Source organism: Aureimonas phyllosphaerae (assembly GCF_900113065.1).
In the GTDB taxonomy this organism is placed as follows: Bacteria; Pseudomonadota; Alphaproteobacteria; order Rhizobiales; family Rhizobiaceae; genus Aureimonas; species Aureimonas phyllosphaerae.
This window is the reverse complement of record NZ_FOOA01000009.1, coordinates 1-25,793: the sequence shown is the minus strand read 5'-3', so window position 1 is coordinate 25,793 and position 25,793 is coordinate 1. Positions and strand designations below refer to the sequence as shown.

Below are 25,793 nucleotides of genomic sequence, written 5' to 3'. Positions count from 1 at the left end.
CCCCTCCCCGCCGACGGGTGATTCGCCCGCAAGCGATGGACGGACGACATGAGCTCCCTTTCCCTTCTTCCCGACGACGCGGCCCATGCGACGCTGGTCGGCCGCCTCTTCGATCCCGAGACCGGCGGTCCCGTCCTCGTCGCGGTGCGCGGGCAGATGCTGGTGGAGGTAAGCGGTGCCGCCCCGACCCTGTCGCAGCTTCTGGAACTCTCCGATCCGGTCGGAGCCCTTCGCTCCGCGACGGGCGGGCGCGAATGGGATCTTGCCGCGGTCGTCGAGGCGAGCCGCCGCAACGGGCCGGATCGCGAGGCGAGCGCCGTGCTTCTCGCGCCGTGCGACCTTCAGGCGGTGAAGGCTTGTGGCGTGACCTTCGCCCGCTCGATGATCGAGCGCGTGATCGAGGAGCGGGCCAAGGGCGACCTCAGCCTTGCGGCCGCGATCCGCGGCGAGATCGGCGAGGTGATCGGCGGGGCGCTGACCGACGTCGTGGCGGGCTCGCCCAAGGCCGCGGAGGTGAAGCGCATCCTGCAGGAGCGCGGATACTGGTCGCAGTATCTCGAAGTCGGCATCGGGCCGGACGCCGAGGTCTTCACCAAGGCGCCGGTCTTGTCGAGCGTCGGCTGGGGCTCGGAGATCGGCATCCTGCCGTCCTCGGAATGGAACAACCCGGAGCCCGAAGTGGTGCTCGCGGTGAACTCGAAGGGGCAGATCGTCGGCGCGACGCTCGGCAACGACGTGAACCTTCGCGACGTCGAGGGACGCTCGGCCCTCCTTCTCGGCAAGGCCAAGGACAACAACGCCTCGAGCGCGATCGGCCCGTTCGTGCGCCTCTTCGACGACGGCTTCACGCTGGATGACGTGCGCACCGCCGAACTGACGCTGACTGTCGAGGGCGCGGACGATGGCTACCGGCTCGAGGGCCATTCCTCGATGCGCGAGATCAGCCGCGATCCGGCCGATCTCGCGGGCCAGGCGCTGGGACGCCACCACCAGTATCCCGACGGCATGATGCTCTATCTCGGCACGCTCTTTGCGCCGGTCGAGGACCGCGACGCGCCCGGCAAGGGCTTCACCCACAAGGTCGGCGACCGCGTCTCGATCGCCTCGCCGCGCCTCGGCCGCCTGGAGAACGTCGTCACCCACACCGACAAGGCGCAGCCCTGGCGCTATGGCATCACGGATCTGATGCACTATCTGGCGGCACGCGGATGGCTCGGCCGGGGGGCCTGAACCGCGGGGCCCGTTGCACGAACGGCCTTGCGGGAGCCGCAATTTGACGGCATGTCAACGCGTTAGCTTCAAAGGCCGCCTCGCGGCGCCAGGGACCGGGGGACCACCAGCATGAGCGCAGCGCTCGACCTTCAGCCGGAGGCCTCGGTCACGACGCGCGCGCTTCTGGACCGGACGGACTGGCAGGCGACCTCGCTCGGCCCCCGCGCGAACTGGCCTGCGGCCCTGTCGGCGGTGGTCGACACCGTTCTGGATTCCCAGATCCCGAAGGTCCTGATGTGGGGACCCGACCATGTGATGGTCTACAACGACGGCTACCGCGAGATCGCCGGGGACAAGCACCCGGCGGCCTTCGGCGGCACGGTGCCGGACGTGTGGCCGGAAATCTGGGACTGGAACCGCAGGGTCCTCGAGACCGGCCTTGCCGGCCGGGCCGAGACCTATCGCGACCAGCCGATGCGCCTCCACCGCAACGGCGCCCTGCGCGACGTCGTGTTCGACCTCTTCTACACTCCGATCCGCGATGGAAACAGCGGGATCGGCGGCGTCCTGTGCACGGTGATCGAGCGCACCGAGCGCGAGGGGCTGCGCCGCTCCAACGATCGCTTCCGCGCCGCCGTCGCCGCCATCCACTCGACGTTGTGGACCAATTCGGCCGAAGGGCGCATGAGCGGCGAGCAGCCGGGCTGGTCTGCGCTGACCGGTCAGACGCAGGCCGAGTACGAGGGCTTCGGCTGGGCGGCCGCCGTGCACCCCGAAGACGCCGACGCGACGGTCGCGGCCTGGAACGAGGCGGTCGCCACGCGCTCGACCTTCATCTTTGAGCACCGGGTGCGCGTCGCCTCCGGCGAATGGCGCCAGTTCGCGATCCGCGCGGTGCCGATCCTCGACGACAACGGAGCCTTGCGCGAGTGGGTCGGCGTCCACACCGACGTCACCGAGGAGCGCCTCGCGCAGGAACAATTGCGCGAGCACGCGAGCGTCCTGGAGCGCCAGATCCGCCATCGCCAGCGCGCCGAGGAGCAGCTGCGCCAGCTGAACGAGACGCTGGAGCATCGCGTCGCGCAGGCCGTCGAGGAGCGCCGCGCCGCCGAGGCCGCGCTGAACCGCTCGCAGCGCCTCGAGACGGTCGGCAAGCTGACCGGCGGTGTCGCGCACGACTTCAACAACCTCCTGCAGGTCGTCTCGGGCAACCTCCAGCTTCTCCTGAAGGACATCGCCGGCAACGAGCGGGCCGAGACGCGCGTGCGCAACGCGCTCGCCGGCGTCTCGCGCGGGGCCAAGCTCGCCGCGCAGCTCCTCGCCTTCGGGCGTCGCCAGGCGCTGGAGCCCAAGGTCGTCAACGTCACGCGCTTCGTGCGCGGCATGGACGACATGCTGCGGCGCGCGATCGGCGAGGGCATCGAGGTCGAGACCGTCTTCGGCGGCGGTCTGTGGAACACGTTCATCGACCCGACGCAGATCGAGAACGCGCTTCTGAACCTTGCCATCAACGCGCGCGATGCGATGGAGGGCCAGGGCAAGCTGACGATCGAGCTCGGCAATGCCCATCTCGACGACGACTATGCGCGCCGGCACGAGGTGGCGGCCGGCCAGTACGTGATGCTCGCGGTCAGCGACACGGGCTCCGGCATGAGCCCCGAGGTCATCGAGCGCGTGTTCGAGCCGTTCTTCACCACCAAGGCTGAGGGCAAGGGCTCCGGCCTCGGCCTGTCGATGGTCTACGGCTTCGTGAAGCAGTCCGGCGGCCACGTGAACATCTATTCCGAGGTCGGCCAGGGCACGACGATCCGCCTCTACCTGCCGCGCTCGACGCAGAGCGAGGACCAGGAGATCGCGGTCGACACCGGTCCGGTGACCGGCGGCACCGAGACGGTGCTCGTGGTCGAGGACGACGAGGAGGTGCGCGCCACCGCCGTCGAGATGCTGACCGACCTCGGCTACCGCGTGCTCAAGGCGGTGGACGCGCAGTCGGCATTGAATGTCGTGGAAAGCGGCATTCCGATCGACATCCTGTTCACCGACGTCGTGATGCCCGGCAAGCTGAAGAGCCCCGAGCTCGCCCGCAAGGCGAAGGAGCGCCTGCCCGGTCTCGCCGTGCTCTTCACCTCCGGCTACACCGAGAACTCGATCGTCCACGGCGGCCGGCTCGATGCCGGCGTGCAGCTCCTGTCGAAGCCCTACACGCGCGAGGCACTGGCGCGGAAGTTCCGCCACGTCCTCGCCAACCAGGCGCAGGCGAACGGCGCGCGCCGCGCGGCCCTCAAGGGCCCCGCGCTCGCGCCCGCCGCCGCGGACGCGCCGACGGTGAAGACCGGCGGTCTCGGCGCCGCGGCCCCGAAGCCCGAGCCGACCGGCAAGGGAACGGTGCTTCTGGTCGAGGACGACGGCCTGATCCGGATGAACACGGCCGACATGCTGAAGGACCTCGGCTACGTCGTCTTCGAGGCGGGCCGCGCCGAGGACGCCCTCACCGCGATCCAGACCGTGCCCTTCGACGTTCTCGTCAGCGACGTGAACCTGCCGGGCATGTCGGGCACGGAGCTTGCCGACGAGGCGCGAAAGGTGAAGCCCGGCACCGGCATCGTGTTCGCGACCGGCGACCGCCATGTCGCGGGCGTGACGCCCGGCGAGGACCCGCGCGTGACGATCCTGCCGAAGCCCTACGGCATGGAGGATCTCGAGGCGGCGATCGCGAGCGTCCTCGAGGCGCAGCGCGAAATGGCATGAGAGGCCCGTCCCGGCCGCCTCGCGCGGCCGGCCAACGCGCTAGAACTTCAGCCAGAGCGCGGCGAGAAGGCCGTGCTCGTCGAGTGCATTGCGACCCGCGACCGCGCTCCACCCGCCGGCCTGCACCGAAATGGCAGGGGTGACATCGTAGACGCCGGAGAGTTGCAGCTTGTGCTGGTCGAAGCCTTCGAGGCCGTCCTCCGGCAGCCCAACCACCGAGAAGCTTTGGGCCAGAAGGAGGATGTCGGGCCGCGCCCGGATCCCGAGCGTGAGGTCCGCACGGATCTCGTCGGCCGTCAGCCCGCCGGCCGTCCGGTAGGCGCCCTGCGCCTCGGCGAAGGCGTCGCGCCCGGCAATCGTGAAGCCGTAGCCGGCCAGAAGCCGCGCCTCGACCTCGCCGGCGAGCAGCCCTGCGCCGCCGGGATCGAGCGCCGGATCGGCCTCTGCGATGCGAAGGTTGGCTTCCGCTGAAGCGACGACGCCGCCGCGCTGCACCAGGCGGAACCGGCCGCCGATCTCCGACACGCCGAGCCCTGTCTCTCCATCGCGCGCCTCGAAGCTGAGATGGCGGACTTCAGTGCGCCCGCGTAGGGTGAATCGGTCGGTGATGCCGTACTCGGCCAGAACCTGGATCTCCGCCTTTCGGAACCCCGAGACGGGCGCGCGGCGTCGGTTGTCGCCGAAGGCGCCCCTGGCCTCTGACCCGCCGGCCGAGACGATCGCAAGGCCCCGCCCCTTCTCGAGCGTCCAGGCGCCCGCCGTGGCCTCCTCCACGCTTCCGAGTTGAAATCCGGACAGCGCGGCAAGGGTGGCCAGAGCCCTCGATGGCCGACTGCGCATGCGTTTCGTCGGCATCGTCTCGATTCCCGGCCCCCTTCGGTCCGGCGTAGAATTGCAATTGGAAGTTTAATCCTTCGTTGATCCCGACCCGTCCGGCGCGTGGCCGCGGCGGGATGCCCTTCTTTTGCCGGGCGACCTGGTCTAGAGCCTGTCACGAATCACGGTTAGGCAGAGCGCCGACACCGAACCACGACCCCGCCGGGAGCCGCTCCATGACCGACAGCGCCGCCATGCAGGCCAACCTTCTCGCCGAAGCCCTGCCCTACATGCAGGCCTACGAGAACAAGACGGTGGTGGTGAAGTACGGCGGCCATGCCATGGGCGACCAGACGCTCGGCCGGGCCTTCGCGCGCGACATCGCGCTTCTCAAGCAGTCGGGCATCAACCCGATCGTGGTGCATGGCGGCGGGCCGCAGATCGGCGCGATGCTCGCCAAGATGGGCATCGAGAGCCGCTTCGAGGGCGGCCTTCGCGTCACCGACCAGCGCACGGTCGAGATCGTCGAGATGGTCCTGGCCGGCTCGATCAACAAGGAGATCGTCGCGCTCATCAACGCCGAGGGCGAGTGGGCGATCGGCCTGTGCGGCAAGGACGGCAACATGGTCTTCGCCGAGAAGGCCAAGAAGACCTATGTCGACCCCGATTCGCGCATCGAGCGCGTGCTCGACCTCGGCTTCGTCGGCGAGCCGGTCGAGGTGGACCGCACGCTCCTCGACCTTCTCGCGCGCTCCGAGATGATCCCGGTGATCGCGCCGGTCGCACCGGGCCGCGACGGAGCGACCTACAACATCAACGCCGACACGTTCGCGGGCGCCATCGCCGGCGCCGTCCAGGCGGCGCGCTGCCTCTTCCTCACCGACGTGCCGGGCGTTCTCGATCGCGACGGCCAGCTGATCAAGGAACTGTCGGTGGCGCAGGCGCGCGCGCTCATCGCCGACGGCACGATCTCGGGCGGCATGATCCCGAAGGTCGAGACCTGCATCGAGGCGATCGAGCGCGGCGTCCAGGGCGTCGTCATCCTCAACGGCAAGGTCCTGCACGCGGTGCTCCTCGAGCTCCTCACCGAGCACGGCGCCGGCACGCTCATTGTTCCCTGACGGTTCGATGACGGGGCGGGGCGACCCGCCTGTTGCTGCAACGCACTCGCCCCGATCGATCCCGTCGGCGATAACGGAGCCCACCCTTGCGCTTCGAAGAGGTTCGCCGATGGTTTCGCGTTACGTCCCGGGTCTCGCGCTCCTTCTCGCCGTCGCGCCGGCAGCGGCCGAAGAGGGTGCCGACCCCTTGCGGTTCGGCAACGAGGACAGGTTCGTCGCCTTCTCGCCCTTCCTGCAGCTCGATGGCGGTTGGGCGTCCTCGCATCCGCGCGACCTCCTCGGCGACGACGAGCGCCGCGAGGGCTCGGTCCGCCGGGCGCGCATCTACACCGATTTCGGCTACGACGATTTCGGCGGCCGCCTTGTCCTCGACTTCGCGACGCCGGGCCGCGTCGAGGTGCCCTACGCCTTCATCGACTACGCGCCGAGTGACGCCGTGACGCTGCGTGCCGGCCAACAGGACGTGACCTACTCGTTCCAGGAACTCCAGGGCAGCCGCTCCGCCCTGTTTGCCGAGGACGCCCTGGTCGAGACCCTGTCGCCGGCCGATGCGGTGGGCGCGGCGGCCCTCTACGGCGCCGATCGCTGGAGCCTGTCGGGCGGCGTCTTCGGCTCGGACATCAACCGCCAGCCCTTCGACGACGGCATCGGCCTTGCCGCGCGCGCCACCTACGCGCCCTATCTCGAAGGCGACGACGCCGTGCATCTCGGCCTCGGCCTCTCGGCGGGGTTCGACCGGCAGGAGACCTTCTCGCTGTCGGGCGGCGCGGGGGTCGACTTCGTGTCCGCTTCGCTCGTCTCCACCGATGATTTCGAGCCGAAGGGCAAGACACAAGGCGCCAACCTCGAGCTTGCCGCGACGCTCGGCCGCTTCACCCTCCAGAGCCAGTACATGGTGCTGCATGCCGAAGGGTTCGGGCGACGCGGGACGACCGCGCAAGGCGGCTATCTCGGAGCGCTCGTCTTCCTTACTCCCGATCATCGCGCCTATGACGCCAGGTCGGGCATCTTCGAGCAGGTCGAGCCCCGTCGCGGGCTCGGCGAGGGCGGCTTCGGCGCGCTGGAGATCGGCGGGCGGCTCGATTATCTCGATCTCACCGACGACGGGCCGGACGCCGGTGCCGAGTTTGCCGCGACCGCCATCGCCAACTGGTATCCGACCGACCAGCTCCGCTTCACCGCGACGCACGTCCACAGCCGGACGGTCGACGGGCCCGACGACGGCGAGCGGGTGAACGCCACCCTGCTTCGCGCCGCCTTCATCTACTGATCCCCGCGCTTTGGCGTTGACGGCGCCCCGCTCCCGTGCCGAATGAGGTCATGAACAGCACCGACACATCGATCGGCCGCACGCGCGACGCCGACCCCGCCGACTTCGCCCATGTCGACACCTGGGTCTTCGACCTCGACAACACGCTCTATCCCCGCCGCACCGACCTGTTCTCGCAGATCGACGCACGGATGACGGACTATGTGGCCGAACTCCTGTCGGTGCCGCGCGACGAGGCCAAGGCGGTCCAGAAGGGGTTCTATCGCCAGTACGGCACCACGCTGCGCGGGCTGATGGAGGTGCACGGCATCGATCCCGACGCCTTCCTCGCCTATGTCCACAACATCGACTACTCGTGGCTCGCGCCCAATCCCGAGCTCGGCGCCGAGATCGCGGCCCTGCCGGGACGCAAGTTCATCTTCACCAATGGCGACCGGGGCCACGCCGAGCGTACGGCGCGCCAGCTCGGCATTTTCGAGCATTTCGAGGACGTCTTCGACATCGTCGCGGCCGGCCTCATCCCCAAGCCTGCCGCCGAGACCTACGACAAGTTCATGGGCCTCCACCGCATCGACACGGCGCGCGCCGCCATGTTCGAGGATCTCGCGCGCAACCTCGAGGTGCCCAAGCGCCTCGGCATGCGCACCGTCCTGATCGTGCCGGAGAATTTCGAGACGGCGCTCGGCGACGCCTGGGAGCATGAAGGCCGCGAGGGCGCCCATATCGACTTCGTGACCGACGACCTGACGGCGTTCCTGCGCCGCATCCGCGCCGCCGCCTGATCGACGAAAAAACCCCGGCGCGTCGCCGCACCAGGGTCCGTCGGTCGGGTCGCCGGGACCACGTCCCGGCGCGCCGTCGTTACGAGATGGTCTTCACCGTCGTGTCGGTGCTCCAGCTACGCGCGCCGCCGATCTCGCCCGTCGTCGCGGTCGAGCCGGTCGTCGAGGTCGCCGTGGTCGAGCTGGTGCCGAAGAGGCCGCCCGAACCCGTCTCGACGCGCAGGTTGTTCTGGACGTGGCTGACGCCCGAGATGCGCTCGACGAGATCCTCGGCGCGGCGCTTCTGGTCGCGCGACGGCACGTGGCCGGCCAGCGTGACCTCGCGATCCTTCACCGTCACCTCGATATCGGACGCGTCGATGTAGTGATCGTCGGTCAGGCGGTCGTTGACGTCGTCACGGATGCGCTCGTCCGACCGCGTGTAGCCCTTCGGGCCGCGTCCACCGAACTGCTTGTCGGCCTCGCGGCGACGCTCGGCGTCACGGTCGCCGAACCAGGAGGCGATCTCGTCGCCGGCGCGCTCGAAGAAGCCGCGATCTTCGTCGCGGGCGGCGTTGTAGGAGGACGAGCCGTAGCCGTAGCCGCGGTCGCTCGAATAGTCGCGGCCGTAGCCGGAGGACTGGCGATAGCGGTCGCGGTTGGCATAGTCGTCGTAGGACGAGGTCTGGCCGTAGTCGTTGCGGCCGGCATAGCGGCTGGGACCGTAGCTCGAGCGCTGGTCACGATAGCTGTCGTTGCGATCGTAGCGATCGTCGTAGGCGCCGCCGAAGGACGCCTGGCTGCTGTTGCGCGAATACGAGCCGTAGCGATCGGCGTTCGCGCGCTCGCGGCCGTAGCCGGTCTCGGTGTTCTGGCCGTAGTTGTCGCGGTCCCACTCGCCGTAGGCATCGCGCTCGCCGTAGGCGGCGCGGCGTCGCGCGTCGCGCTCGTTGAGGCTGCCGTTGCGCTCGTCGTCGTAGCGCGGACGGTTGCGATCGCCGAAGTTCCGATAGTCGCTCATGCGGGTCTCCCGTGAATATCCGCCGCCGAGCCGAATGCTGCGATAGCGGTTCTCAAGGCGGCTAACGAGCCGAATCGCAGGGGCGTTCCAGCGCTCGCGATGAATCCGACGCCATTGTGATCAATCACCGAGCAGGGAGCGGCCCGGGCTGGCGAGGGAGCCCTCCGGCACGGCGCCGCCGCGGGCGGGGTGCCCGGCAGTTGCCTGAGCCGGCGGCAGGCCTGCCTGGTTCTGGCGAAGGACGGCATCCTCGGCCCATTCCGCAGCGCCGGCGGTTCCGGCCTTTGCCGCCGCACGCGCCGACGCGCTCATTGGGTCGCTGTCGGAGGCGGGACGGCGCTCGCGCGTCTCGTCCGGCGGGATCGTTTCCGCGACGTCCATCGCCTGCTGTCGCCGCATCATTTCCGAATCGGTGTCTTCGCCGCCCATCGTCCGTCTCCGCTCGTTCATATTGTCGAGGGCGAAACGGAAGCCGGGGATGCGGGTTCCTCCGGGCGTCAGAAGCCGTAGAAGCTGCGGATTGCCTCCCACCCCTCCTCGGCCGTATCCACCATGCGGAACAGGTCGAGATCGGCCGGCGCGATCGTTCCCTCCTCGGCGAGGAACTCGAAGTCGACGAGCCGGCGCCAGAACTCGGCCCCGAAGAGAAGAACCGGGATGCGCGCCATGCGCCCGGTCTGGATCAGCGTCAGCGCCTCGAACAGCTCGTCGAGCGTGCCGAAGCCGCCCGGGAAGATCGCCATCGCCTTGGCGCGGAACAGGAAGTGCATCTTGCGCGTGGCGAAGTAGTGGAAATTGAAACAGAGCTCGGGCGTCGCATAAGGATTGGGCGCCTGCTCGTGCGGCAGGGTGATGTTGAGCGCGATCGAGACGGCGCCGACATCGGCGGCGCCGCGGTTGCCGGCTTCCATCACCCCCGGCCCGCCGCCGGTGACGATCACGAACTCCTTGCCGCCCGACGAGTTGGCCGAGTGCTGCGAGGCGAGGCGCGCGAAGCGTCTCGCCTCCTCGTAGTAGCGGCTGTTCGCTTCGAGGCGCGCCTTCTGGCCCGCGTTGCGCGCCGCCCAGGCCGCTTGGCCGGGCTCGGGGATGCGCGCGCCGCCGAACAAGACCACGGTGGAGAGGATCCCGGCCTCGATCAGCGCGAGCTCTGGCTTCATCAGCTCGAGCTGCAGCCGGACGCCGCGCGTCGCCTCCGAGGTCAGGAAATCCGGATCGTCGTAGGCGAGCCGGTAGGTCGGCGACAGCGTCTGCGGGGTCCTGGGCTTCGCCTCCTGACGCTTCTTGTCGTCGCCGGCCGAGGGAAAGGGGACCCAGGTCCCGGCCGGTGCCACTGGCGCGGGTGCAGTGTTCGTCGAATCGTCGTCGGCCATTTTCGCCTGCCTGCCATGTGCTCTGCCGAAGCTCCAAGGGTTTAGAGACTGTTGCGGGACGGGGGCAAGCCTTGTGCCCCTTCCGCGCTGCCTCTAGGAGAGGCGCGATCCCTCGATTGGCCCCAGACCCCGGAGACGAAGCCCCATGTCCGCTGCCGCCCACGCCGACCTCGAAACCACGATCGAAGCCGCGTTCGACCGGCGCGACGGCATCTCCCCGGACACGACGGGCGAGGTCCGCGAGGCGGTGGAGGCGGCGCTCGGCCTCCTCGACCGGGGCGAGGCGAAGGTGGCGACGCGTGGGGACGACGGCATCTGGACCGTTCACCAGTGGCTGAAGAAGGCCGTCCTCCTGTCGTTCCGCCTCAACGACATGGAACCCATCGCGGGCGGCCCCGGCGGCGCGACCTGGTGGGACAAGGTGCCCTCGAAGTTCGACGGCTGGGATGCCGCCCGCTTCCGCGAGGCAGGCTTTCGTGCGGTGCCGGGCGCCATCGTGCGCCGTTCGGCCCATATCGGCCGGAACGCCATCCTGATGCCGAGCTTCGTCAACCTCGGCGCCTCCGTCGGCGAAGGCACGATGGTCGACACCTGGGCGACGGTCGGCTCCTGCGCCCAGATCGGCGCGCATGTCCACCTTTCGGGGGGCGTCGGGATCGGCGGCGTGCTCGAGCCGCTGCAGGCCGGCCCGACGATCATCGAGGACAACTGCTTCATCGGCGCCCGCTCCGAAGTGGTCGAGGGCTGCATCGTGCGCGAGGGCTCGGTGCTCGGCATGGGCGTCTTCATCGGCCAGTCGACCAAGATCGTCGACCGCGAGACGGGCTCGATCACCTACGGCGAGGTGCCGCCCTACTCCGTCGTCGTCGCCGGCTCGCTGCCGGGCAAGGCGATGGGCAACGGCGAGGCGGGCCCGGCGCTCTACTGCGCCGTGATCGTCAAGCGCGTCGACGAGCGCACCCGCTCCAAGACCTCGATCAACGATCTCCTGCGCGCCTGACGCGCTGCGCAAGACCACCTGCCAACGAAAGAGGCCCGGAGCTCAGCGCTCCGGGTCTTTTTCATAGAAACCTCGTGACCGGCTCAGTTGAAGCCGAGACCGCCCACGGGCGCCGCGCTAGCGGGCGCGCTGGCGTCGAACGCATCGCCGAACCGGCCGACGTCGGGCTGCTCGCGGCGCACGACGCGCCCGCCCACCATCGAGCCGACCCCGATCGAGCCGTCGGATGCCTTGGGGCTCGCCGGGCGCGGCGCGTTCTCGGCGACGCGCACGGGCCGTGCGACCGGCACCGGCGCGCTGGCGGCCGGCACGGTGAGGACGGCGGCGGCGGCGTTGGTGGCGGGCGCTGCGGCCTCCGGCGCCATGGCGATGGCCACGGCCTTGCGCGCGGCGGCCGGCTGGGCGGCGACTTCGCGCGCGATCAGGCCGGAGCGCACGGTGGGCTCGACGGCGGCGACCAGCGTCGGCGCCTCGCCGCCCATGGCGGGCGACTTGCGGGCGCGGATCGCGGCCATGTGCCGCTTGACGTTGGAGCAGTAGACGCTGGCGGACTTCGACATCACCGTGGTGCGGTGGCCGCCCTTGTACTTCATCGCGGTCTGGCAGACGTCGCCGTTGCCCTGCTCCCAGGCGCCCTTCAGGTAGCGCATGCCGTAGCGAAGGTTGGTCTCGGGGTCGAGGAGGGCTTCCGCCGGCCCGTCGAAGCCGAGGCCGCGCGCGGTGGCGGGCTTGATCTGGGAGAGGCCGTAGACGCCGGAGCCGCGGGCTCGCGGATTGTAGTGGCTTTCCACCCGCACGACGGCGTAGGCGAGTTCGCGGGGAATGTCGTTGTCGTCGGCGGCCTTCTCGATCATGCGGTCGATCTTCGGATCGCCGGTGATCGTGTCGCCGATCGCCTTGGCCGCATCGCGCACCGTGCGCGCGCCGGCGGATGCGATCGTGACTGCGCCAGACCCGACCGCCGAAGCGCCGGCGACCACGGTGTCCTTGGCGGCGACGACGCCGCCCTTCACGGTTTCATGCGCGGCGACGGCAGTGTCGATCGCCCGCGAGGCGATGCCGGCATCCTCGGTGGCGGGCGCGGTAGCTGCGGGCACGGTCGGCGCGGCTGCGGCAACATGGACGACGCGGCCGCCCTTCGCCTCGGCGACCTCGACCGCGCCCGTGTCCGGACGGTCGGTCGGCAGGATGACGCGGCTCGGGCCGGCGTCGTTGGCGGCGATCTCGACCACGGAACGGGTCGGCGCGGCGGGCGTTTGGGAGGTCGTGGACGCCGAGGCGGCATCGGCCACCTTGGCGGCCTTCGGGGTCATGTCGGCCGTGCCGGCCATCCGGTCGCCGTCCGACACGCAGGCCGACAGGATCAACGGTGCGAGGAGCGCCAGTCCGGCGACCGAAACCATCCGGCCGGAACGCACACGCGCGCTCCGGGCTCCCACAGCCCGCTGATCAATCATGCAAGGTCCCCACAGCCGTTTCCCTCGACCTCGTCCTTGCCCTCCCAAACCCGGCCGAAACGTGGCGGGAATGGGGGAAAGGTTACGAAGCGTTCACGAAGGTTAGCGCAACGTGACCGAAAAACACCACCCCACCGAAGTTGGATTCGTGCGCTTCGGGCAAGCTTGACAGATTCCAGACAAGGTCGCGCCACACTATCCGACTGAATCCGCGCGATGATTCGTCGGCCGCTCCTGCGACGAAAGGTTCCGGGACGGGTGGAAAAATCGTATCCGAGCCCGGTCGCGGACGCTAAACCGGGGGCCATGACAACGCTCCCCATCGATCCCGCCGCGAATCTCCTGCGCCTCCTGCGCTGCCCGTCCGTGACGCCGGACGAGGGCGGCGCGCTCGCGGAACTCGCCGGGCTGCTCACGCCCTTGGGCTTTGCGATCGAGCGCCCGGTGTTCACGGAGGCCGGCACGCCGAATGTCGAGAATCTCCTGGCCCGGCGCGGCGAGACGGGCCCGCATCTCTGCTTTGCCGGCCACACCGACGTTGTGCCGCCGGGGCCCGAGGCGGACTGGCGGCACGGGCCGTTCTCCGGTGCGGTCGAGAACGGCGAGATGTTCGGGCGCGGCGCGGTGGACATGAAGGGCGGCATCGCCTGCTTCGTCGCGGCGCTGGCCCGCCTCCAAGCACGCGGCGCGTTGGACGGGGGACGCGTCTCCCTCCTCATCACGGGCGACGAGGAAGGGCCGGCGATCAACGGGACGGTGAAGCTCCTCGAGTTCGCCGAAGCGCGGGGCGAGCGGTTCGACGCCTGCCTCGTCGGCGAGCCCACCAACCCGCAGCGGCTCGGCGACATGATCAAGATCGGGCGGCGCGGCTCGCTGTCGGGGCGCCTCGCACTTCTCGGGCGGCAGGGCCATGTCGCCTATCCGCACCTTGCCGACAATCCGATGCGCCGCCTGGCCGCCGCGGTCGACGCGCTGAACGAGCCGCCGCTCGATGCGGGCAGCGAGGCGTTCCAGCCCTCGAATCTCGAGATCACCGCGGTCGACACCGGCAACGCGGCGACCAACGTCATCGCCGGCCGCGTCACCATCGCATTCAACGTGCGCTTCAACGACCGCTGGACGCCGGAGACGCTGCGCGCCGAGCTCCTGCGGCGGATCGAAGCGGCGCTTGGGGGGGCTCCTTACGAGATCTCTTGGCGCGAGCCGGTGTCGGACGTCTTCGTGACCGCACCCGGCCCCCTGACGCAGGCGCTTTCGGTGGCGGTGGAGACGGTGACCGGGCGCCGGCCCGAACTCTCCACCTCCGGAGGCACGTCGGACGCGCGTTTCATCAAGAACCACTGCCCGGTGGTGGAATTCGGCCTTGTCGGCGCCACCATGCATATGGCCAATGAGAGGGTCGCCCTCTCGGACCTCGAAACGCTGACGGCTATCTATGAAACCTTCGTTGCCCGCTGGTTCGCCGCCCAGTCCTGACTTCCTGCCGACGCTGCCCGAGATCGGGCGCTATTTCACCGGTGCCTGGCGCCTGATGGCCGGGGACCGGCGCGGCCTCGACCGGTTCGACCTGTCGGCGGACGGGTTCTGGCGTTCCTTCGCGGCGCTGGTCGTGGCGCTGCCGCCGACGGCCCTGTCCTGGCTGGAGTTCGAGCGCGTCGAGCGCGGCTTCAGCGCGGCGAGCCCCGTCACGGCGCTGGCCGCCCATGCGCTGGCCGATCTGACGGCCTGGCTCCTGCCGCTCTTCCTCGTCGGCATCGCCGCCCGGCACATCGGCTTCGAGCGGCGCATGGTGCCGTTCGTGGTCGCGGTGAACTGGGGCGGGGCGTTCCTGACCTGGGTGTTCTCGCCGTTCTTCGTGCTCCTCCTCGTCGGAGGCCCGAGCGAACTCACGCAAGTCCTCGGCCTCGTCATCGCGCTCCTGTCGATCGGGCTGACGGTGCGGCTGATCGCGGTGGCGACGAACTGCGACATCCCGCTCGCGATCGCCATCGTCACGATGATGATCTTCGTCTCACTCCTCTCCTTCGCCGCCGTCTCCGATCTCTTCGGCGTGGCGGTCGGGTGAGGCAGGCGACGCGGGCGCTGCGCGGGGCACGCCCCAGGTGGCTTCCGGCGCGTAGTCGACGCGGGTGAGGTAGAGCCCGTCCGGCGGGGCGACGGGGCCGCAGCGCTTGCGGTCGCGCGACTCCAACGCCGCGACGAGATCGCCCTCGCTCCAGCGCCCCTCGCCGACGAGCTTCAGCGAGCCCGCGAAGGAGCGGATCTGGTTGTGGAGGAAGGACTGGGCGGAGGCATGGAGGTGCACCTCGCCGCCCGGCGCCGCCACGACGTCGAGCCGCTCCAGCGTGCGCACCGGGTTCTTCGCCTGGCAGTTCACCGAGCGGAACGTGTTGAAGTCGTGGGTGCCCAGAAGCCGCTTGGCGGCCCGGTCCATCGCCGCGACGTCGAGCGGCCGCCAGACCCACCAGACCTGTCCCTTCAGGATCGAGGGCGGCGGGCGGCGGTTGAGGATGCGGTAGAGATAGTGCCGCTTGCTCGCCGAGAAGCGCGCGTCGAACGCGTCGCTCACCTCTTCGGCGGCGAGGATCGCGACACCCCCCTCCTCGCGAAGATACGCGTTGAGGGCATCACGCACCGTGTCGGTCTTCCAGCGCCTGGCGATGTCGACATGGGCGACCTGCCCCGTCGCATGGACGCCGGCATCCGTGCGCCCCGCGCCGAACAGGGTGACCTCCTCGCCGCAGAAGGCGAGAAGCGCCCGTTCCACGGTTTCCTGCACCGAGATGCCGTTCTTCTGGCGCTGCCAGCCGCAATAGGTCGAGCCGTCGTATTCGATGGTCAGCTTGTAGCGGGGCATCGCGTCAGGCGCCGAAGCGCGTGCCGGCCGGCACCTTGGCGCCGCGCAGCAAACCCGCCGCGTCGCTCGCCTTGCCGCCGGCCTTCTGCACCTCGATAAGCCGCACCGCCCCCTCGCCGGCCGCGACCAGCAGCGTGTCGTCGAGCGCCGTGCCCGCCTCGCCCGCGCCCTCTTCGGCCGCCGCGCGCAGGAGCTTCAGCCGCTCGCCGCCGAGCACCGTCCAGGCGCCCGGAAAGGGCGAGAAGGCGTTGATGCGCCGCGCGATCTCGGCGGCGGGCCGCGACCAGTCGACGGCGGCCTCGCCCTTCTCGATCTTGGCGGCGTACTTCACCTCGCGGCCCGTTCGCGCGGCGATCGCGTCCTGCGTCTCGAAGCGGAGCGAGCCGTCCTCGAGCCGGGTCATCGCCTCGACCATCAGGGCGGCGGAGGCCGCCGACAGGCGGTCGTGCACCTCGCGCGCCGTGTCGGTCGGCCCGATCGCGACCTCCTCTGTCAGCGCGACGGGGCCGGTGTCGAGGCCGGCCTCCATGCCCATCACCATCATGCCGGTCACCGTATCGCCCGCCTCGATCGCCCGCTGGATGGGCGCGGCGCCCCGCCAGCGCGGCAGGAGCGAGCCGTGGCCGTTCAACGCCCCGAAGCGCGGCGCCTCGAGGATCGCCTTCGGCAGGAGAAGACCGTAGGCGACGACCACGGCGACGTCGGCCTGGAGCGCGGCAAAGGCCGCCTGCTCCTCGGCGCCCTTCAGCGAGACGGGGCTGCGGACGGAAAGACCCAGCCGGCGCGCTTCCTGCTCGACCGGCGAGGGCACCGTTTCGAGGCCGCGGCGACCGGCCGGGCGCGGCGGCTGCGTGTAGACGGCGGCGATCTCGTGGCCCGCCTCGTGGAGCGCGCGCAAGGTCGGGACCGAGAAGTCCGGCGTTCCCATGAAGACGAGGCGAAGGGTCATCGGCGGCTCACGCGCCGCCGCGCTTGGAGGCCTTGGAGAACTTGCGGATCACCATGTCGCGCTTCAGCTTCGAGATGTAGTCGATGAAGAGCACGCCGTTGAGATGGTCGATCTCGTGCTGGAGGCAGGTGGCCAGGAGCCCGTCGGCCTCGATCTCGTGCGTCTTCCCGTCGAGGCCGAGATAGCGCACCGTGACCTTGGCCGGCCGTTCGACCTCGGCATAGTAGTCGGGGATCGAGAGGCATCCCTCCTCGTAGACCGAGCGTTCGTCGGAGGAGGAGAGGATCTCCGGGTTCAGGAAGACCTGCGGCGCCTTTTCCGGATCGTCCTCCTTGGACAGGTCGATCGTGACGATGCGCAGCGGCTCGCCGACCTGGATGGCGGCGAGACCGATGCCGGGCGCATCGTACATCGTCTCCAGCATGTCGTCGGTGAAACGCTTCAGCGCGTCGTCGACGCGGGAGACCGGCTCGGACGCCCGGCGCAGGATCGGATCGGGCAGGATGACAAGGGGCTTGACGCTCATGGGCGTCAGGTAATCGCAAGCCGCCAAGCGGTCAACCACGCCCGCATGTTCCCGTTTTGATCTGGCCCGCCCGCGCAGAATCGGCTAGCCTCGGAACAATGGAATTCTCCGCCCTCGCCGCCTTTCTCGACCGCCCGCTGGCCGCCCCGTTCGGCATCGCGCTCTCATGGGGCGAGGCGCTGCTCCTGCTCGGCATCCTGGCGCTCCTCGTCCGGATGGTCTGGCGTCGCCCACGCCGTGAGGGCGAGACCGCGCAGGACATCCTGCAGGCGCAGGCGGAGCTTGCCGGACGCGTCCAGTCGATGGGCGATATGCTCGGCGCGCGCCAGGCCGACCTCGCTCGCGCCGTGTCGGAACGGCTCGACGGCATGGGCCAGCGTGTCGGCCATTCCCTGACCGAGGCGCAGGCGCGCACCGGCGAGACGCTGTCGCGGCTCGCCGAGCGGCTCGCGGTGATCGACCGGGCGCAGGGGCAGATCCAGGGGCTCGCCGGCGAGGTCGTGCGGCTGCAGGACATCCTCGCCAACAAGCAGGCGCGCGGCGCCTTCGGGCAGGCGCGGATGGAAGCGATCGTCATGGACGCCCTGCCGCCCGGCGCCTACTCGTTCCAGGCGACGCTCTCGAACGGCAAGCGGCCGGACTGCCTGATCCCGATGCCGAACGGCGCGCCGGCGCTGGTGGTGGACGCGAAGTTCCCGCTCGAGGCCTGGACGGCGTTCCGCGAGGCGCCGAGCGACGAGGCGCGGGATGTCGCCGCCGCGCGCCTGCGCCGCGACATGGAGGTGCACGTGCGCGCCGTGTCGGAGAAGTACCTCCTGCCTGGCGAGACGCAGGACACCGCCTTCATCTTCGTGCCGTCGGAGTCGGTCTTTGCCGAGATCAACGAGCATTTCGGCGACATCATCCAGCGGGCGCACCGCGCGCGCGTGGTGATCGTCTCGCCCTCGCTCCTGATGCTGTCGATCGAGGTGGTGAAGGCGCTCCTGAAGGACCAGCGCATGCGGCGCGAGGCGGGGCTCATCCAGCGCGAGGTGGTTCTTCTGTCGGAAGACCTGCAGCGGCTCGACGCGCGGGTCGCGGCATTGAAGACCCATCTCGGCCAGACGGCGCGCGACGTCGATCAGATCCTGATCTCCACCGAGAAGCTGATCCGGCGCGGCGAGAAGATCGCGGGGGCCGAACTCGGACAGGACGAGGCACGGGGACACCTGCCCCAGCCTTAAGTCCGACAGGGCCCGACCACCGCCGAACCATTCCGATTCGTCCGGTTTTCCACACGTTCCGGAAACCAGACGGAAATTCAGCCGATCCAAAGCTTGACAAATGTTTAATGCGCGGGATCGAATCCGGTTGTGCTGCGTTTCTTCTGCGAGTGATGAAACGGGGGCAACGACAATGCGCGGCGTGACGACGGCGGTTCTGGCAGGTCTGCTTCTGTGCGCGGCACCCGTGGCCGTGACCGCCCCGGCCGTGGCCGCGACCGGCGCCGAAGCCGACCTCGCGACGCTCTACAACCAGCACACGGACCTTGCCTTCCGCACCGGCCTGCAGCACCGCCTGACCTGGACCGGCGACTATGCCGGCCCGTTCGACGGCCGCGTCGGCCCGCAGACGCTGCGCGCCGTGCGCGATTTCCAGGCCCGCCACGGTCTGGCTGCCGACGGCGTCATGGACGACGCCTTCCTGAAGCTCGTGATCGAGAAGAGCGACGCGGCGCGCGACGCCGCCGGCTTCGTGCAGGTGACCGACGCGGCGACGGGCGTGCGCCTCGGCCTGCCCGGCAACGTCGTCGCCCCGATCGGCGAGACCGAGGTCGGCAGCCTCTGGCGCTCGGACGACGGAGGCGTCGAGATCGAGACCGTGCGCTTCTCCAAGGAGGGCTACACGCTCGACGGCGTGTTCGGCGTCCTCTCCGAGACCGGCCCGAACAAGACCGTGAGCGAGGCTTCGAAAGCCAACGGCGGCTTCACCATCCGCGGTCACGAGGACGGCCGCGACTTCCTGATCCGCTTTTCCGGCCGCGGCGGCGATCTGCGCGGCTTCTCGGTCGCCTGGAACGCGGCGCACGCCTCGGTGATCGCCCCTTACGCCCAGGTCGCGGCCGAGTCCGTCGAGCCCTTCGCGGGCGAGCCGCGCTCAGGCGACGTCGGCCCAATGGCCCGCCTCTTCGAGAGCGGGCGGGCCGAGGGTGTCGCGTTCGGCGAGGGCGAGCATGCCAAGGCTTCGACGCCGAAGTCCGAATCGCCGTCGCTCGCCAATCCCTCGCCGGGCTTCGACTCGTCGGGTACCGGCTTCGTGGTGTCGAAGGATGGCTGGCTCCTGACCAATGCCCATGTCGCCAAGGCCTGCAAGACCGTGCTCGTCGGCGATCTCGGCGCGGCGTCCAAGGTGGTGGTCGACGAGGACCATGACCTCGCGCTCCTGAAGGTCGACGCCAAGGTCGGGAAGCCACTCCCGATCGTCGCCGGCAAGCCGCGTCTCGGCGAGGACGTCCTGGCGCTCGGCTTCCCGCTGCGCTCGATCCTCGCCGACAGCCTGAACGTGACGCGCGGCAACGTCTCGTCGCTCATGGGCCTGATGAACGACGCAAACTACCTGCAGATTTCGGCCCCCGTGCAGCCCGGCAATTCCGGCGGCCCGCTGGTCGATCTGGCCGGCCGGGTCGTCGGCGTCGTCACCGCCAAGCTCAACGCCGTCGCGGTGGCCGATCTCACGGGCGACATTCCGCAGTCGATCAACTTCGCGATCCGCCCGGATGCCGCCGCCCGATTCCTTCAGACCCATCACGTCGCCTTCGAGACGGCCGACGCCTCGGCCCCGCTCGAAAGCGTGCCGGATGCGACCGCCAAGGTGCAGGACTCGATCTATCCGGTGCTCTGCCTCGGCTCGAACTGAGGTTTGCAGATCTTCGAAAAGGCCGGACGCCCCAACGGGCGCCCGGCCTTTTTTATGTCCTCAGTTGGCAGCGATGGCGTCCGCCAGCGGCGTGACCACGACCGATGTACCGTCGAAGGCCGCGCCCTGCATCGGCACCTCCACCGTCTCGCCGCCGTCGCGCTCCACGATAAGGAGGCCGGCATCGGCGGTGTCGCTCGCCGTGCGGACCTCCCGCAGCGTGCCGACGGCCCTGCGGTCCGAACTCATCACCGGCTTGCCGATCCACTCGGCGGTCTCGAGGTCGCCGACACCCGAATCCTGCGTTTCGGATTCCTGCGTCACCGAGGGGACGGGCGGCTGCGGGGCGCCGGGGTCCTGCGCATGGACCGGCAGAACGGCGAAGGCGAGAAGGGCGGCCAGCGCGGCGGGGCGGAGCGGCGGCGTCATGGGCGAAATCTCCTGAAGAACGGAGCCTTGCGGGATCGTGGCTCCGGAACGAACCGGACGCGGCATGCACCGTCACAGTTCCCGCTTCACAGCCCCGTGAAACCGTCGGGCGAACTCGCCGACTGTCATCCCGCTGTGATCTTGGCTGCTTAGGGCGACCTGGAACCATTCCAAGGGAAAGGGACCGCTCCGATGAACGAGCACGTCACGCCGCGCCACGCCGTGTTTCCGACCAGCCGCCTCGAGGAGGCCGAGGGCGAAGGTCTGAACCCGACCGCGAACCGCACCATGGGCGAAATCATCGCCGCGCGCTTCTCGCGCCGCGACTTCCTGCGCGGCTCGCTCGCGACCGCCGCGATCGCCGCGACGGTCAGCCCGATGGCGCTGATCTCGGCCGAGCATGCCCGCGCAGCCTCGACGACGCGCTTCGACTTTCCGGAAGTCGAGGCCGGCATCGACGAGCACCACCATGTCGCCGAGGGCTACGACGCCGACATCCTCCTGCGCTGGGGCGACGCCCTGTTCCCCGACAGCCCGGCCTTCGACCCGAACCGCCAGACGCCGGAAGCCCAGGCCCGCCAGTTCGGCTACAACAACGACTATGTCGGCTTCATCCCGATCGACGGCTCGTCCGACCACGGCTATCTCGTGGTGAACCACGAGTACACCAACGAGCACCTGATGTTCCCTGGGATCGTGCAGGTCGTCGAGAAGGCCGACAAGAAGGACCCGGCCAAGATGGTCAAGGAGCTGGAGATCGCTCCAGCCGACAAGACCCGCGTCGACATCGAGATGGCCGCCCACGGCGGCACCGTGGTCGAGATCCGGAAGGAGAACGGCAAGTGGCAGGTGGTGCGCGACGGCGCGAAGAACCGCCGCATCACCGCGATGACCGAGATGGCGTTGTCGGGTCCCGCCGCGGGCCATGACCGCCTGAAGACCAACGCCGACGCCACCGGCACCCGCGTCTTCGGCACGATCAACAACTGCGCCGGCGGCGTCACGCCCTGGGGCACCTACATCATGGCCGAGGAGAACATCCACGGGTACTTCACGGGCACGCTGCCCGAGGGCCACCCGGAGGCCGGCAACTACAAGCGCCTCGGCGTTCCGGAGGGCACCTATGCCTGGGGCCGCTTCCACGACCGCTTCGACCTGTCGAAGGAGCCGAACGAGCCGAACCGCTTTGGCTGGGTCGTCGAGGTCGACGTCGAGGACCCCACGTCGATGCCGAAGAAGCGCACCGCGCTCGGCCGCTTCAAGCACGAAGGCGCCGCCTCGACGGTGGCCAAGGACGGCCGCGTCGTCTTCTATCTCGGCGACGACGAACGCTTCGACTACGTCTACAAGTTCGTCACCGCGGGCCGCTACAACCCGGACGACCGTGCGGCCAACATGGACCTCCTCGACGAGGGCACGCTCTATGTCGCCAGGTTCGGCGAGGACGGCGGCATGGCCTGGCTGCCGCTGGTTCACGGCCAAGGCCCGCTGACCGAGGCCAACGGCTTCCGGTCCCAGGCCGACGTCCTGATCGAGACGCGCCGCGCCGCCGACCTTCTCGAGGCGACGCCGATGGACCGGCCGGAGGACATCGAGCCGAACGGCGCGAACGGCCGCGTCTACGTGATGCTGACGAACAACACGCGCCGCAAGGCCGACCAGGTCGATGCCGCCAACCCGCGCGCGGCCAACGCCTTCGGCCATATCATCGAGATCCACGAGGACGGCGACGACTTCACGGCCGAGACAGGCCGCTGGGAAGTGCTGCTCAAGTGCGGCGATCCGTCGGTGGCCGAGGTCGGCGCGACCTTCTCGACCGAAACCACCAGGAACGGCTGGTTCGGCATGCCCGACAACTGCGCGGTGGACGCCGAAGGGCGCCTCTGGGTGTCGACCGACGGCAATTCGCCGAAGGCAACCGGCCGCACCGACGGCCTCTGGGCGGTGGAGACCGAGGGCGACGGCCGCGGCACCTCGAAGCTCTTCTTCCGCGTGCCGGTCGGCGCCGAGATGTGCGGCCCCCTCCTCCTGCCCGACATGCAGACGGCCTTCGTCGCGGTGCAGCACCCGGCCGACGGCGGCGAGGATTGGGAGGGCTTCGGCCGCCTGTCCTACTACGAGGACCTGTCGACCCGCTGGCCGGACTTCGACGACGCCATGCCGACGCGCCCCTCCGTCGTCGCGATCACCCGCCAGGGCGGCGGGCGCATCGGCTGACCATCGCGAACGGATGATGATCGGCGGCGGCTTCGGGGCGACCCGAGGCCGCCGCCGTCGTATTCGGTCCCCGGTCAGGGAACCACGAGCCGCGCCAGAAGTCCGCGGTGGTTCGAACCGAAGGCGCTCGGCAGCGCTTCCAGCGACGTCACGACGGCGCCGCGGGTGAGGACGTGGTCGATGGGCAGGCCGAAGCGCCCGGCGCCGGCCGGCCAGGTCGGCACGTAAACACCGGAAAAGCGCATCTCGGCACGCGTCGCGAGGTCCACGAGATCGGGCGACCAGGGCACGGCGTTGAAGTCGCCGGCGAGGATCACCGCCCCGCGCATCGCCCGCAGCCGGTTGCCGAGCACGAGGCGCTCGATCGCCGGCAGCTCGTCGAAATAGGGCTTCGTCAGGTGCGCGCCGACGAGCGTCACGCGGCGGCCATCGAGGTCGAACGCGAACTCCGCGTAGCGCTTGGCCGGCACCGCGCCGAGCCAGGTCTGCCGCGCCGAGACCGGTGGACGCCGCGACAGGAGGAGCGTGTCGCAGGGCTCGGGCGCCGTGCAGCCGAGACGGTAGGGATAGGCCGCCTGAAGGCGGGGAAGCTCGGCCTCGAACTGCGCCGCCTCGGAGATCAGGATGGCGTCGGCCCCGGAGGCGAGAAGGAACGGGATCGCCGAGACGCCCTCCCGGTTGGTGGACAGCGCATTGAAGCTGATCAGCGTGAAGGGCGCCCCGGTGACGGGCTCCGCAGCCCGGTCGGCCGACACGCTCTCGAAGCGCCACAAGACCAGCGCCAGGATGGCGAGGGCGACGAGCGCCGTCCCGCCAGCCCGCCACGGGCGCCGGAGGAGGGCGAGGCCGAGCGCGGGCAGGATGAGGGCGAGACCGAGGATCGGCAGGACCTGGCCGATCATCGACACGAGGGGCGTCCTCGGCAGAAGGAGGCCGATCCCGACCAGCAGGACGATCGCGGCCGCCACGGCCGTCAGCGCACCGACCCATTCATCGCGTCGAAGCATCCGGCACATCCGATCCCACGGGTGGGAGCGAACCGGTTCGGTCGCCCCGCGACCGGCGTTTTCGCACTTGCGAAACATCCTGTGCAAGATAGCATCCGGCGCGATTCAGACCGGGGCGGCCCGGCCCATCGAAGGATCCCGCGCATGAGCGTACTCGTCACCGGCGGTGCCGGCTATATCGGCAGCCACATGGTCTGGGATCTCGTGGATGCGGGCGAGCGGGTGGTGGTGCTCGACCGCCTGTCGACCGGCTTCGAATGGGCCGTGGCGCCGGAGGCCGAACTCGTCGTCGGCGACATCGCCGACATGGCGCTGGTCGAGCGGCTGATCGCCGAGAAGGACATCCGGGAGATCATCCATTTCGCCGGCTCCATCGTGGTGCCGGAATCGGTGGCCGATCCGCTCGGCTACTACCTGAACAACACGGTCGCCTCGCGCGCGCTGATCGAAGCGGCGGTGAAGGGCGGCGTGAAGCACTTCATCTTTTCGTCGACCGCCGCGGTCTACGGCTCGCCGAAGACGATGCCGGTGCCCGAGACGCAGCCGCCGGCGCCGGAATCTCCCTACGGCACGTCGAAGTGGATGACGGAGCTGATGCTGCGCGACACGGCGGCGGCTCACCCGATCACCTTCGCGGCGCTGCGCTACTTCAACGTGGCGGGCGCCGATCCCAAAGGCCGCGCCGGGCAGTCCACCGAGGGCGCGACCCACCTCATCAAGGTCGCCAGCGAGACCGCGCTCGGCAAACGCCCCTTCCTTCAGGTGTTCGGCAACGACTACGACACGCCGGACGGCACCTGCGTGCGCGACTACATCCACGTATCGGACCTCGCCAGCGCCCACCGCCGGGCGCTCGACTACCTGCGGGGCGGCGGTGCCTCGATCATCGCCAACTGCGGCTACGGTCACGGCTATTCGGTGCTGGAGGTGCTCGACACCGTGCGGCAGGTGGTGGGGCGCGACTTCGACGTGCGGATGGCCGAGCGGCGGCCGGGCGACGCCAGCGCCATCGTCGCCGATGCCACCACCGCCCGTCAGGCCTTCGGCTGGGAGCCGCGATACGACGATCTGCCGCTCATCGTGCGCCACGCGCTGGACTGGGAAGAGGCGCTCGGGCGCCGCAACGCGCTCTGATCTCGGACGCAGGCTGAAAGGTTAGCCGGCACTCTCATCAGGGCGTGTCGCGCTCCGGTGGAACGGTCTGCACCGGCACGCCCGCCATGGCGGCGATGTCGGCAAGGGTCGACGCCTTCGGCTTGTCCTCGGGCGGCTTCGGCGGGCTCGGGAAGCGGAGCGACAGGTTCCATCGCTCGACCTCGCCGCGCTCGCGCGACAGGACCACCCGCGTGCCGTGGGCGGTCTCCTCGAACGGATCGAGCGCAACGATCCGCTGCCTCAAGCCGGCCGCACCCTCCCAGTTCCAGCGCTCGAAGAACCCCGACACGAGGCTCGCGATCTCGCCCGCGGCCTCCGCGCGGCGCGCCCCGTCGTAGAGGTTCAGCTTGATGCGCACCTCGAGCAGCGTCTCGCGGCCGCGCAGGACCGCGAACGCCTCCGCCTGCTTCCGGCCGCCGAAGACCTTCGACGCCACGCATTCGTCGAGGTCGCCGAGCGGGCTCGGGCCCCAGGGCCCTGCGTCCCATCCGGCCGTCCCGAACGCCGCGCAGACGTCGGCGGGCGGCTGCGGCACGAGGCGGATGAAGCGGAAGGCGCTGGTCTTCAGGTCGAGGTCGCGGGTGCCGGCGAAGCGTTCGACCACGAGGGGCTTCGGTCGAGGGCCGGGCTGGGCCACCACCGATCGCCCGTCCTCCACCCGCGGCGCCCGCACCGCAACGGCCGCACGGTCGTCGTCCGGCCGCACGGCCAGAAGTGCGGCATAGAGAGCGCCACCGGCCAGAAGCACGAGCGCGACGACGCGCACGGCGCTGGGGAGCGCCCCGCCATCGGTGCCGCCCGCAGGCCGCACCGGCGGACCCGCAGCGGCCTCGGATGGTACATCCCAGCGCGAGACCGGCCGTGGAAGCACCGCTTCCGCGTCCGCTTCGGCTTCGGCTTCGGCTTCGGCTTCGGCTTCGGCTTCGGCTTCGGCTTCGGCTTCGGCTTCGGCTTCGGCTTCGGCTTCGGCTTCGGCTTC

23 protein-coding genes are annotated in these 25,793 nt (G+C 69.9%); 12 read left to right on the top strand and 11 right to left on the bottom strand.

Going from position 1 to position 25,793, the window contains the following annotated elements; all coding sequences use genetic code 11:
* Window positions 1-48: 48 nt before the first annotated feature.
* Both BM175_RS12320 and BM175_RS12315 read left to right on the top strand, forming a co-directional pair.
* Window positions 49-1,230 (top strand): fumarylacetoacetate hydrolase family protein, encoded by a 1,182-nt coding sequence (locus BM175_RS12320; RefSeq protein ID WP_090963463.1) that lies wholly within the window; start codon window positions 49-51, stop codon window positions 1,228-1,230.
* Between the two features lie 111 nt (window positions 1,231-1,341).
* On the top strand, window positions 1,342-3,960 hold the full coding sequence (locus tag BM175_RS12315) for a response regulator (RefSeq protein ID WP_090963460.1): 2,619 nt from the start codon (window positions 1,342-1,344) through the stop codon (window positions 3,958-3,960).
* A 39-nt stretch (window positions 3,961-3,999) separates the two neighbouring features.
* On the opposite strand, the gene BM175_RS12310 is transcribed toward BM175_RS12315, so the two are convergent.
* On the bottom strand, window positions 4,000-4,815 hold the full coding sequence (locus tag BM175_RS12310; protein WP_139224617.1) for a hypothetical protein: 816 nt from the start codon (window positions 4,813-4,815) through the stop codon (window positions 4,000-4,002).
* Between the two features lie 197 nt (window positions 4,816-5,012).
* On the opposite strand from BM175_RS12310, the gene argB reads away from it, so the two are divergent.
* From argB to BM175_RS12295, 3 genes are all read left to right on the top strand, one after another.
* Entirely contained in the window at window positions 5,013-5,897 is an 885-nt protein-coding gene (gene argB, locus BM175_RS12305) for an acetylglutamate kinase (RefSeq protein ID WP_055891933.1), read from the top strand.
* Between the two features lie 109 nt (window positions 5,898-6,006).
* Complete coding sequence (locus tag BM175_RS12300) at window positions 6,007-7,167, top strand: OprO/OprP family phosphate-selective porin (protein ID WP_175526846.1); 1,161 nt, start codon at window positions 6,007-6,009, stop codon at window positions 7,165-7,167.
* A 50-nt stretch (window positions 7,168-7,217) separates the two neighbouring features.
* Complete coding sequence (locus BM175_RS12295) at window positions 7,218-7,949, top strand: pyrimidine 5'-nucleotidase (RefSeq protein ID WP_090963455.1); 732 nt, start codon at window positions 7,218-7,220, stop codon at window positions 7,947-7,949.
* 79 nt (window positions 7,950-8,028) lie between these two features.
* Here BM175_RS12295 and BM175_RS12290 read toward each other — a convergent pair whose 3' ends face one another.
* The 3 genes from BM175_RS12290 to BM175_RS12280 form a co-directional block, all read right to left on the bottom strand.
* On the bottom strand, window positions 8,029-8,949 hold the full coding sequence (locus BM175_RS12290; protein ID WP_090963453.1) for a BON domain-containing protein: 921 nt from the start codon (window positions 8,947-8,949) through the stop codon (window positions 8,029-8,031).
* A 120-nt stretch (window positions 8,950-9,069) separates the two neighbouring features.
* Window positions 9,070-9,378, bottom strand: coding sequence for a hypothetical protein (locus BM175_RS12285; RefSeq protein ID WP_090963451.1), 309 nt, complete (start codon window positions 9,376-9,378; stop codon window positions 9,070-9,072).
* A 68-nt stretch (window positions 9,379-9,446) separates the two neighbouring features.
* Complete coding sequence (locus BM175_RS12280) at window positions 9,447-10,322, bottom strand: LOG family protein (protein WP_090963449.1); 876 nt, start codon at window positions 10,320-10,322, stop codon at window positions 9,447-9,449.
* A 145-nt stretch (window positions 10,323-10,467) separates the two neighbouring features.
* Here BM175_RS12280 and dapD point away from each other — a divergent pair, with 145 nt between their 5' ends.
* The gene (dapD, locus tag BM175_RS12275) at window positions 10,468-11,322 is read left to right on the top strand and encodes a 2,3,4,5-tetrahydropyridine-2,6-dicarboxylate N-succinyltransferase (RefSeq protein ID WP_090963447.1); all 855 of its coding nucleotides are present in this window, start codon (window positions 10,468-10,470) and stop codon (window positions 11,320-11,322) included.
* Window positions 11,323-11,405: 83 nt separating this feature from the next.
* On the opposite strand, the gene BM175_RS12270 is transcribed toward dapD, so the two are convergent.
* A complete protein-coding gene (locus BM175_RS12270) occupies window positions 11,406-12,779 on the bottom strand; it encodes a lytic transglycosylase domain-containing protein (RefSeq protein ID WP_183193371.1) in 1,374 nt (457 codons plus the stop codon).
* Between the two features lie 306 nt (window positions 12,780-13,085).
* Between BM175_RS12270 and dapE the strand changes: the two genes are divergently transcribed.
* The gene (dapE, locus tag BM175_RS12265) at window positions 13,086-14,255 is read left to right on the top strand and encodes a succinyl-diaminopimelate desuccinylase (protein ID WP_090963443.1); all 1,170 of its coding nucleotides are present in this window, start codon (window positions 13,086-13,088) and stop codon (window positions 14,253-14,255) included.
* Window positions 14,227-14,844 carry a hypothetical protein gene (locus BM175_RS12260; RefSeq protein ID WP_244545982.1) on the top strand — a complete coding sequence of 206 codons (618 nt, stop codon included), beginning with the start codon at window positions 14,227-14,229 and terminating at the stop codon, window positions 14,842-14,844. Before dapE ends, BM175_RS12260 begins: the two co-directional genes overlap by 29 nt.
* On the opposite strand, the gene truA is transcribed toward BM175_RS12260, so the two are convergent.
* The 3 genes from truA to def are packed head-to-tail and all read right to left on the bottom strand — an operon-like array spanning window position 14,791 to window position 17,111.
* The gene (gene truA / locus BM175_RS12255) at window positions 14,791-15,636 is read right to left on the bottom strand and encodes a tRNA pseudouridine(38-40) synthase TruA (RefSeq protein WP_090963441.1); all 846 of its coding nucleotides are present in this window, start codon (window positions 15,634-15,636) and stop codon (window positions 14,791-14,793) included. The genes BM175_RS12260 and truA overlap by 54 nt on opposite strands.
* 4 nt (window positions 15,637-15,640) lie before the next feature.
* Window positions 15,641-16,585: a methionyl-tRNA formyltransferase gene (gene fmt / locus BM175_RS12250; RefSeq protein ID WP_090963440.1), complete on the bottom strand. Its 945-nt coding sequence runs from the start codon at window positions 16,583-16,585 to the stop codon at window positions 15,641-15,643.
* A gap of 7 nt (window positions 16,586-16,592) precedes the next feature.
* Entirely contained in the window at window positions 16,593-17,111 is a 519-nt protein-coding gene (gene def, locus BM175_RS12245) for a peptide deformylase (protein WP_090963438.1), read from the bottom strand.
* 98 nt (window positions 17,112-17,209) lie between these two features.
* On the opposite strand from def, the gene BM175_RS12240 reads away from it, so the two are divergent.
* Entirely contained in the window at window positions 17,210-18,334 is a 1,125-nt protein-coding gene (locus BM175_RS12240) for a DNA recombination protein RmuC (protein ID WP_090963436.1), read from the top strand.
* A 172-nt stretch (window positions 18,335-18,506) separates the two neighbouring features.
* Window positions 18,507-20,006 carry a serine protease gene (locus BM175_RS12235; RefSeq protein WP_244545981.1) on the top strand — a complete coding sequence of 500 codons (1,500 nt, stop codon included), beginning with the start codon at window positions 18,507-18,509 and terminating at the stop codon, window positions 20,004-20,006.
* 60 nt (window positions 20,007-20,066) lie between these two features.
* On the opposite strand, the gene BM175_RS12230 is transcribed toward BM175_RS12235, so the two are convergent.
* Window positions 20,067-20,435 (bottom strand): hypothetical protein, encoded by a 369-nt coding sequence (locus BM175_RS12230; RefSeq protein WP_139224615.1) that lies wholly within the window; start codon window positions 20,433-20,435, stop codon window positions 20,067-20,069.
* Between the two features lie 192 nt (window positions 20,436-20,627).
* Between BM175_RS12230 and BM175_RS12225 the strand changes: the two genes are divergently transcribed.
* Window positions 20,628-22,652: a PhoX family protein gene (locus BM175_RS12225; protein WP_090963432.1), complete on the top strand. Its 2,025-nt coding sequence runs from the start codon at window positions 20,628-20,630 to the stop codon at window positions 22,650-22,652.
* A gap of 74 nt (window positions 22,653-22,726) precedes the next feature.
* Here the strand turns inward: BM175_RS12225 and BM175_RS12220 are convergent, their stop codons facing one another.
* The gene (locus tag BM175_RS12220; protein WP_090963431.1) at window positions 22,727-23,659 is read right to left on the bottom strand and encodes an endonuclease/exonuclease/phosphatase family protein; all 933 of its coding nucleotides are present in this window, start codon (window positions 23,657-23,659) and stop codon (window positions 22,727-22,729) included.
* A 144-nt stretch (window positions 23,660-23,803) separates the two neighbouring features.
* Here BM175_RS12220 and galE point away from each other — a divergent pair, with 144 nt between their 5' ends.
* Window positions 23,804-24,793, top strand: coding sequence for a UDP-glucose 4-epimerase GalE (gene galE / locus BM175_RS12215; RefSeq protein ID WP_090963429.1), 990 nt, complete (start codon window positions 23,804-23,806; stop codon window positions 24,791-24,793).
* A 37-nt stretch (window positions 24,794-24,830) separates the two neighbouring features.
* On the opposite strand, the gene BM175_RS22720 is transcribed toward galE, so the two are convergent.
* Window positions 24,831-25,793: DUF6030 family protein (locus BM175_RS22720; RefSeq protein ID WP_244545980.1), on the bottom strand; the 963-nt coding region annotated here is incomplete at its 5' end.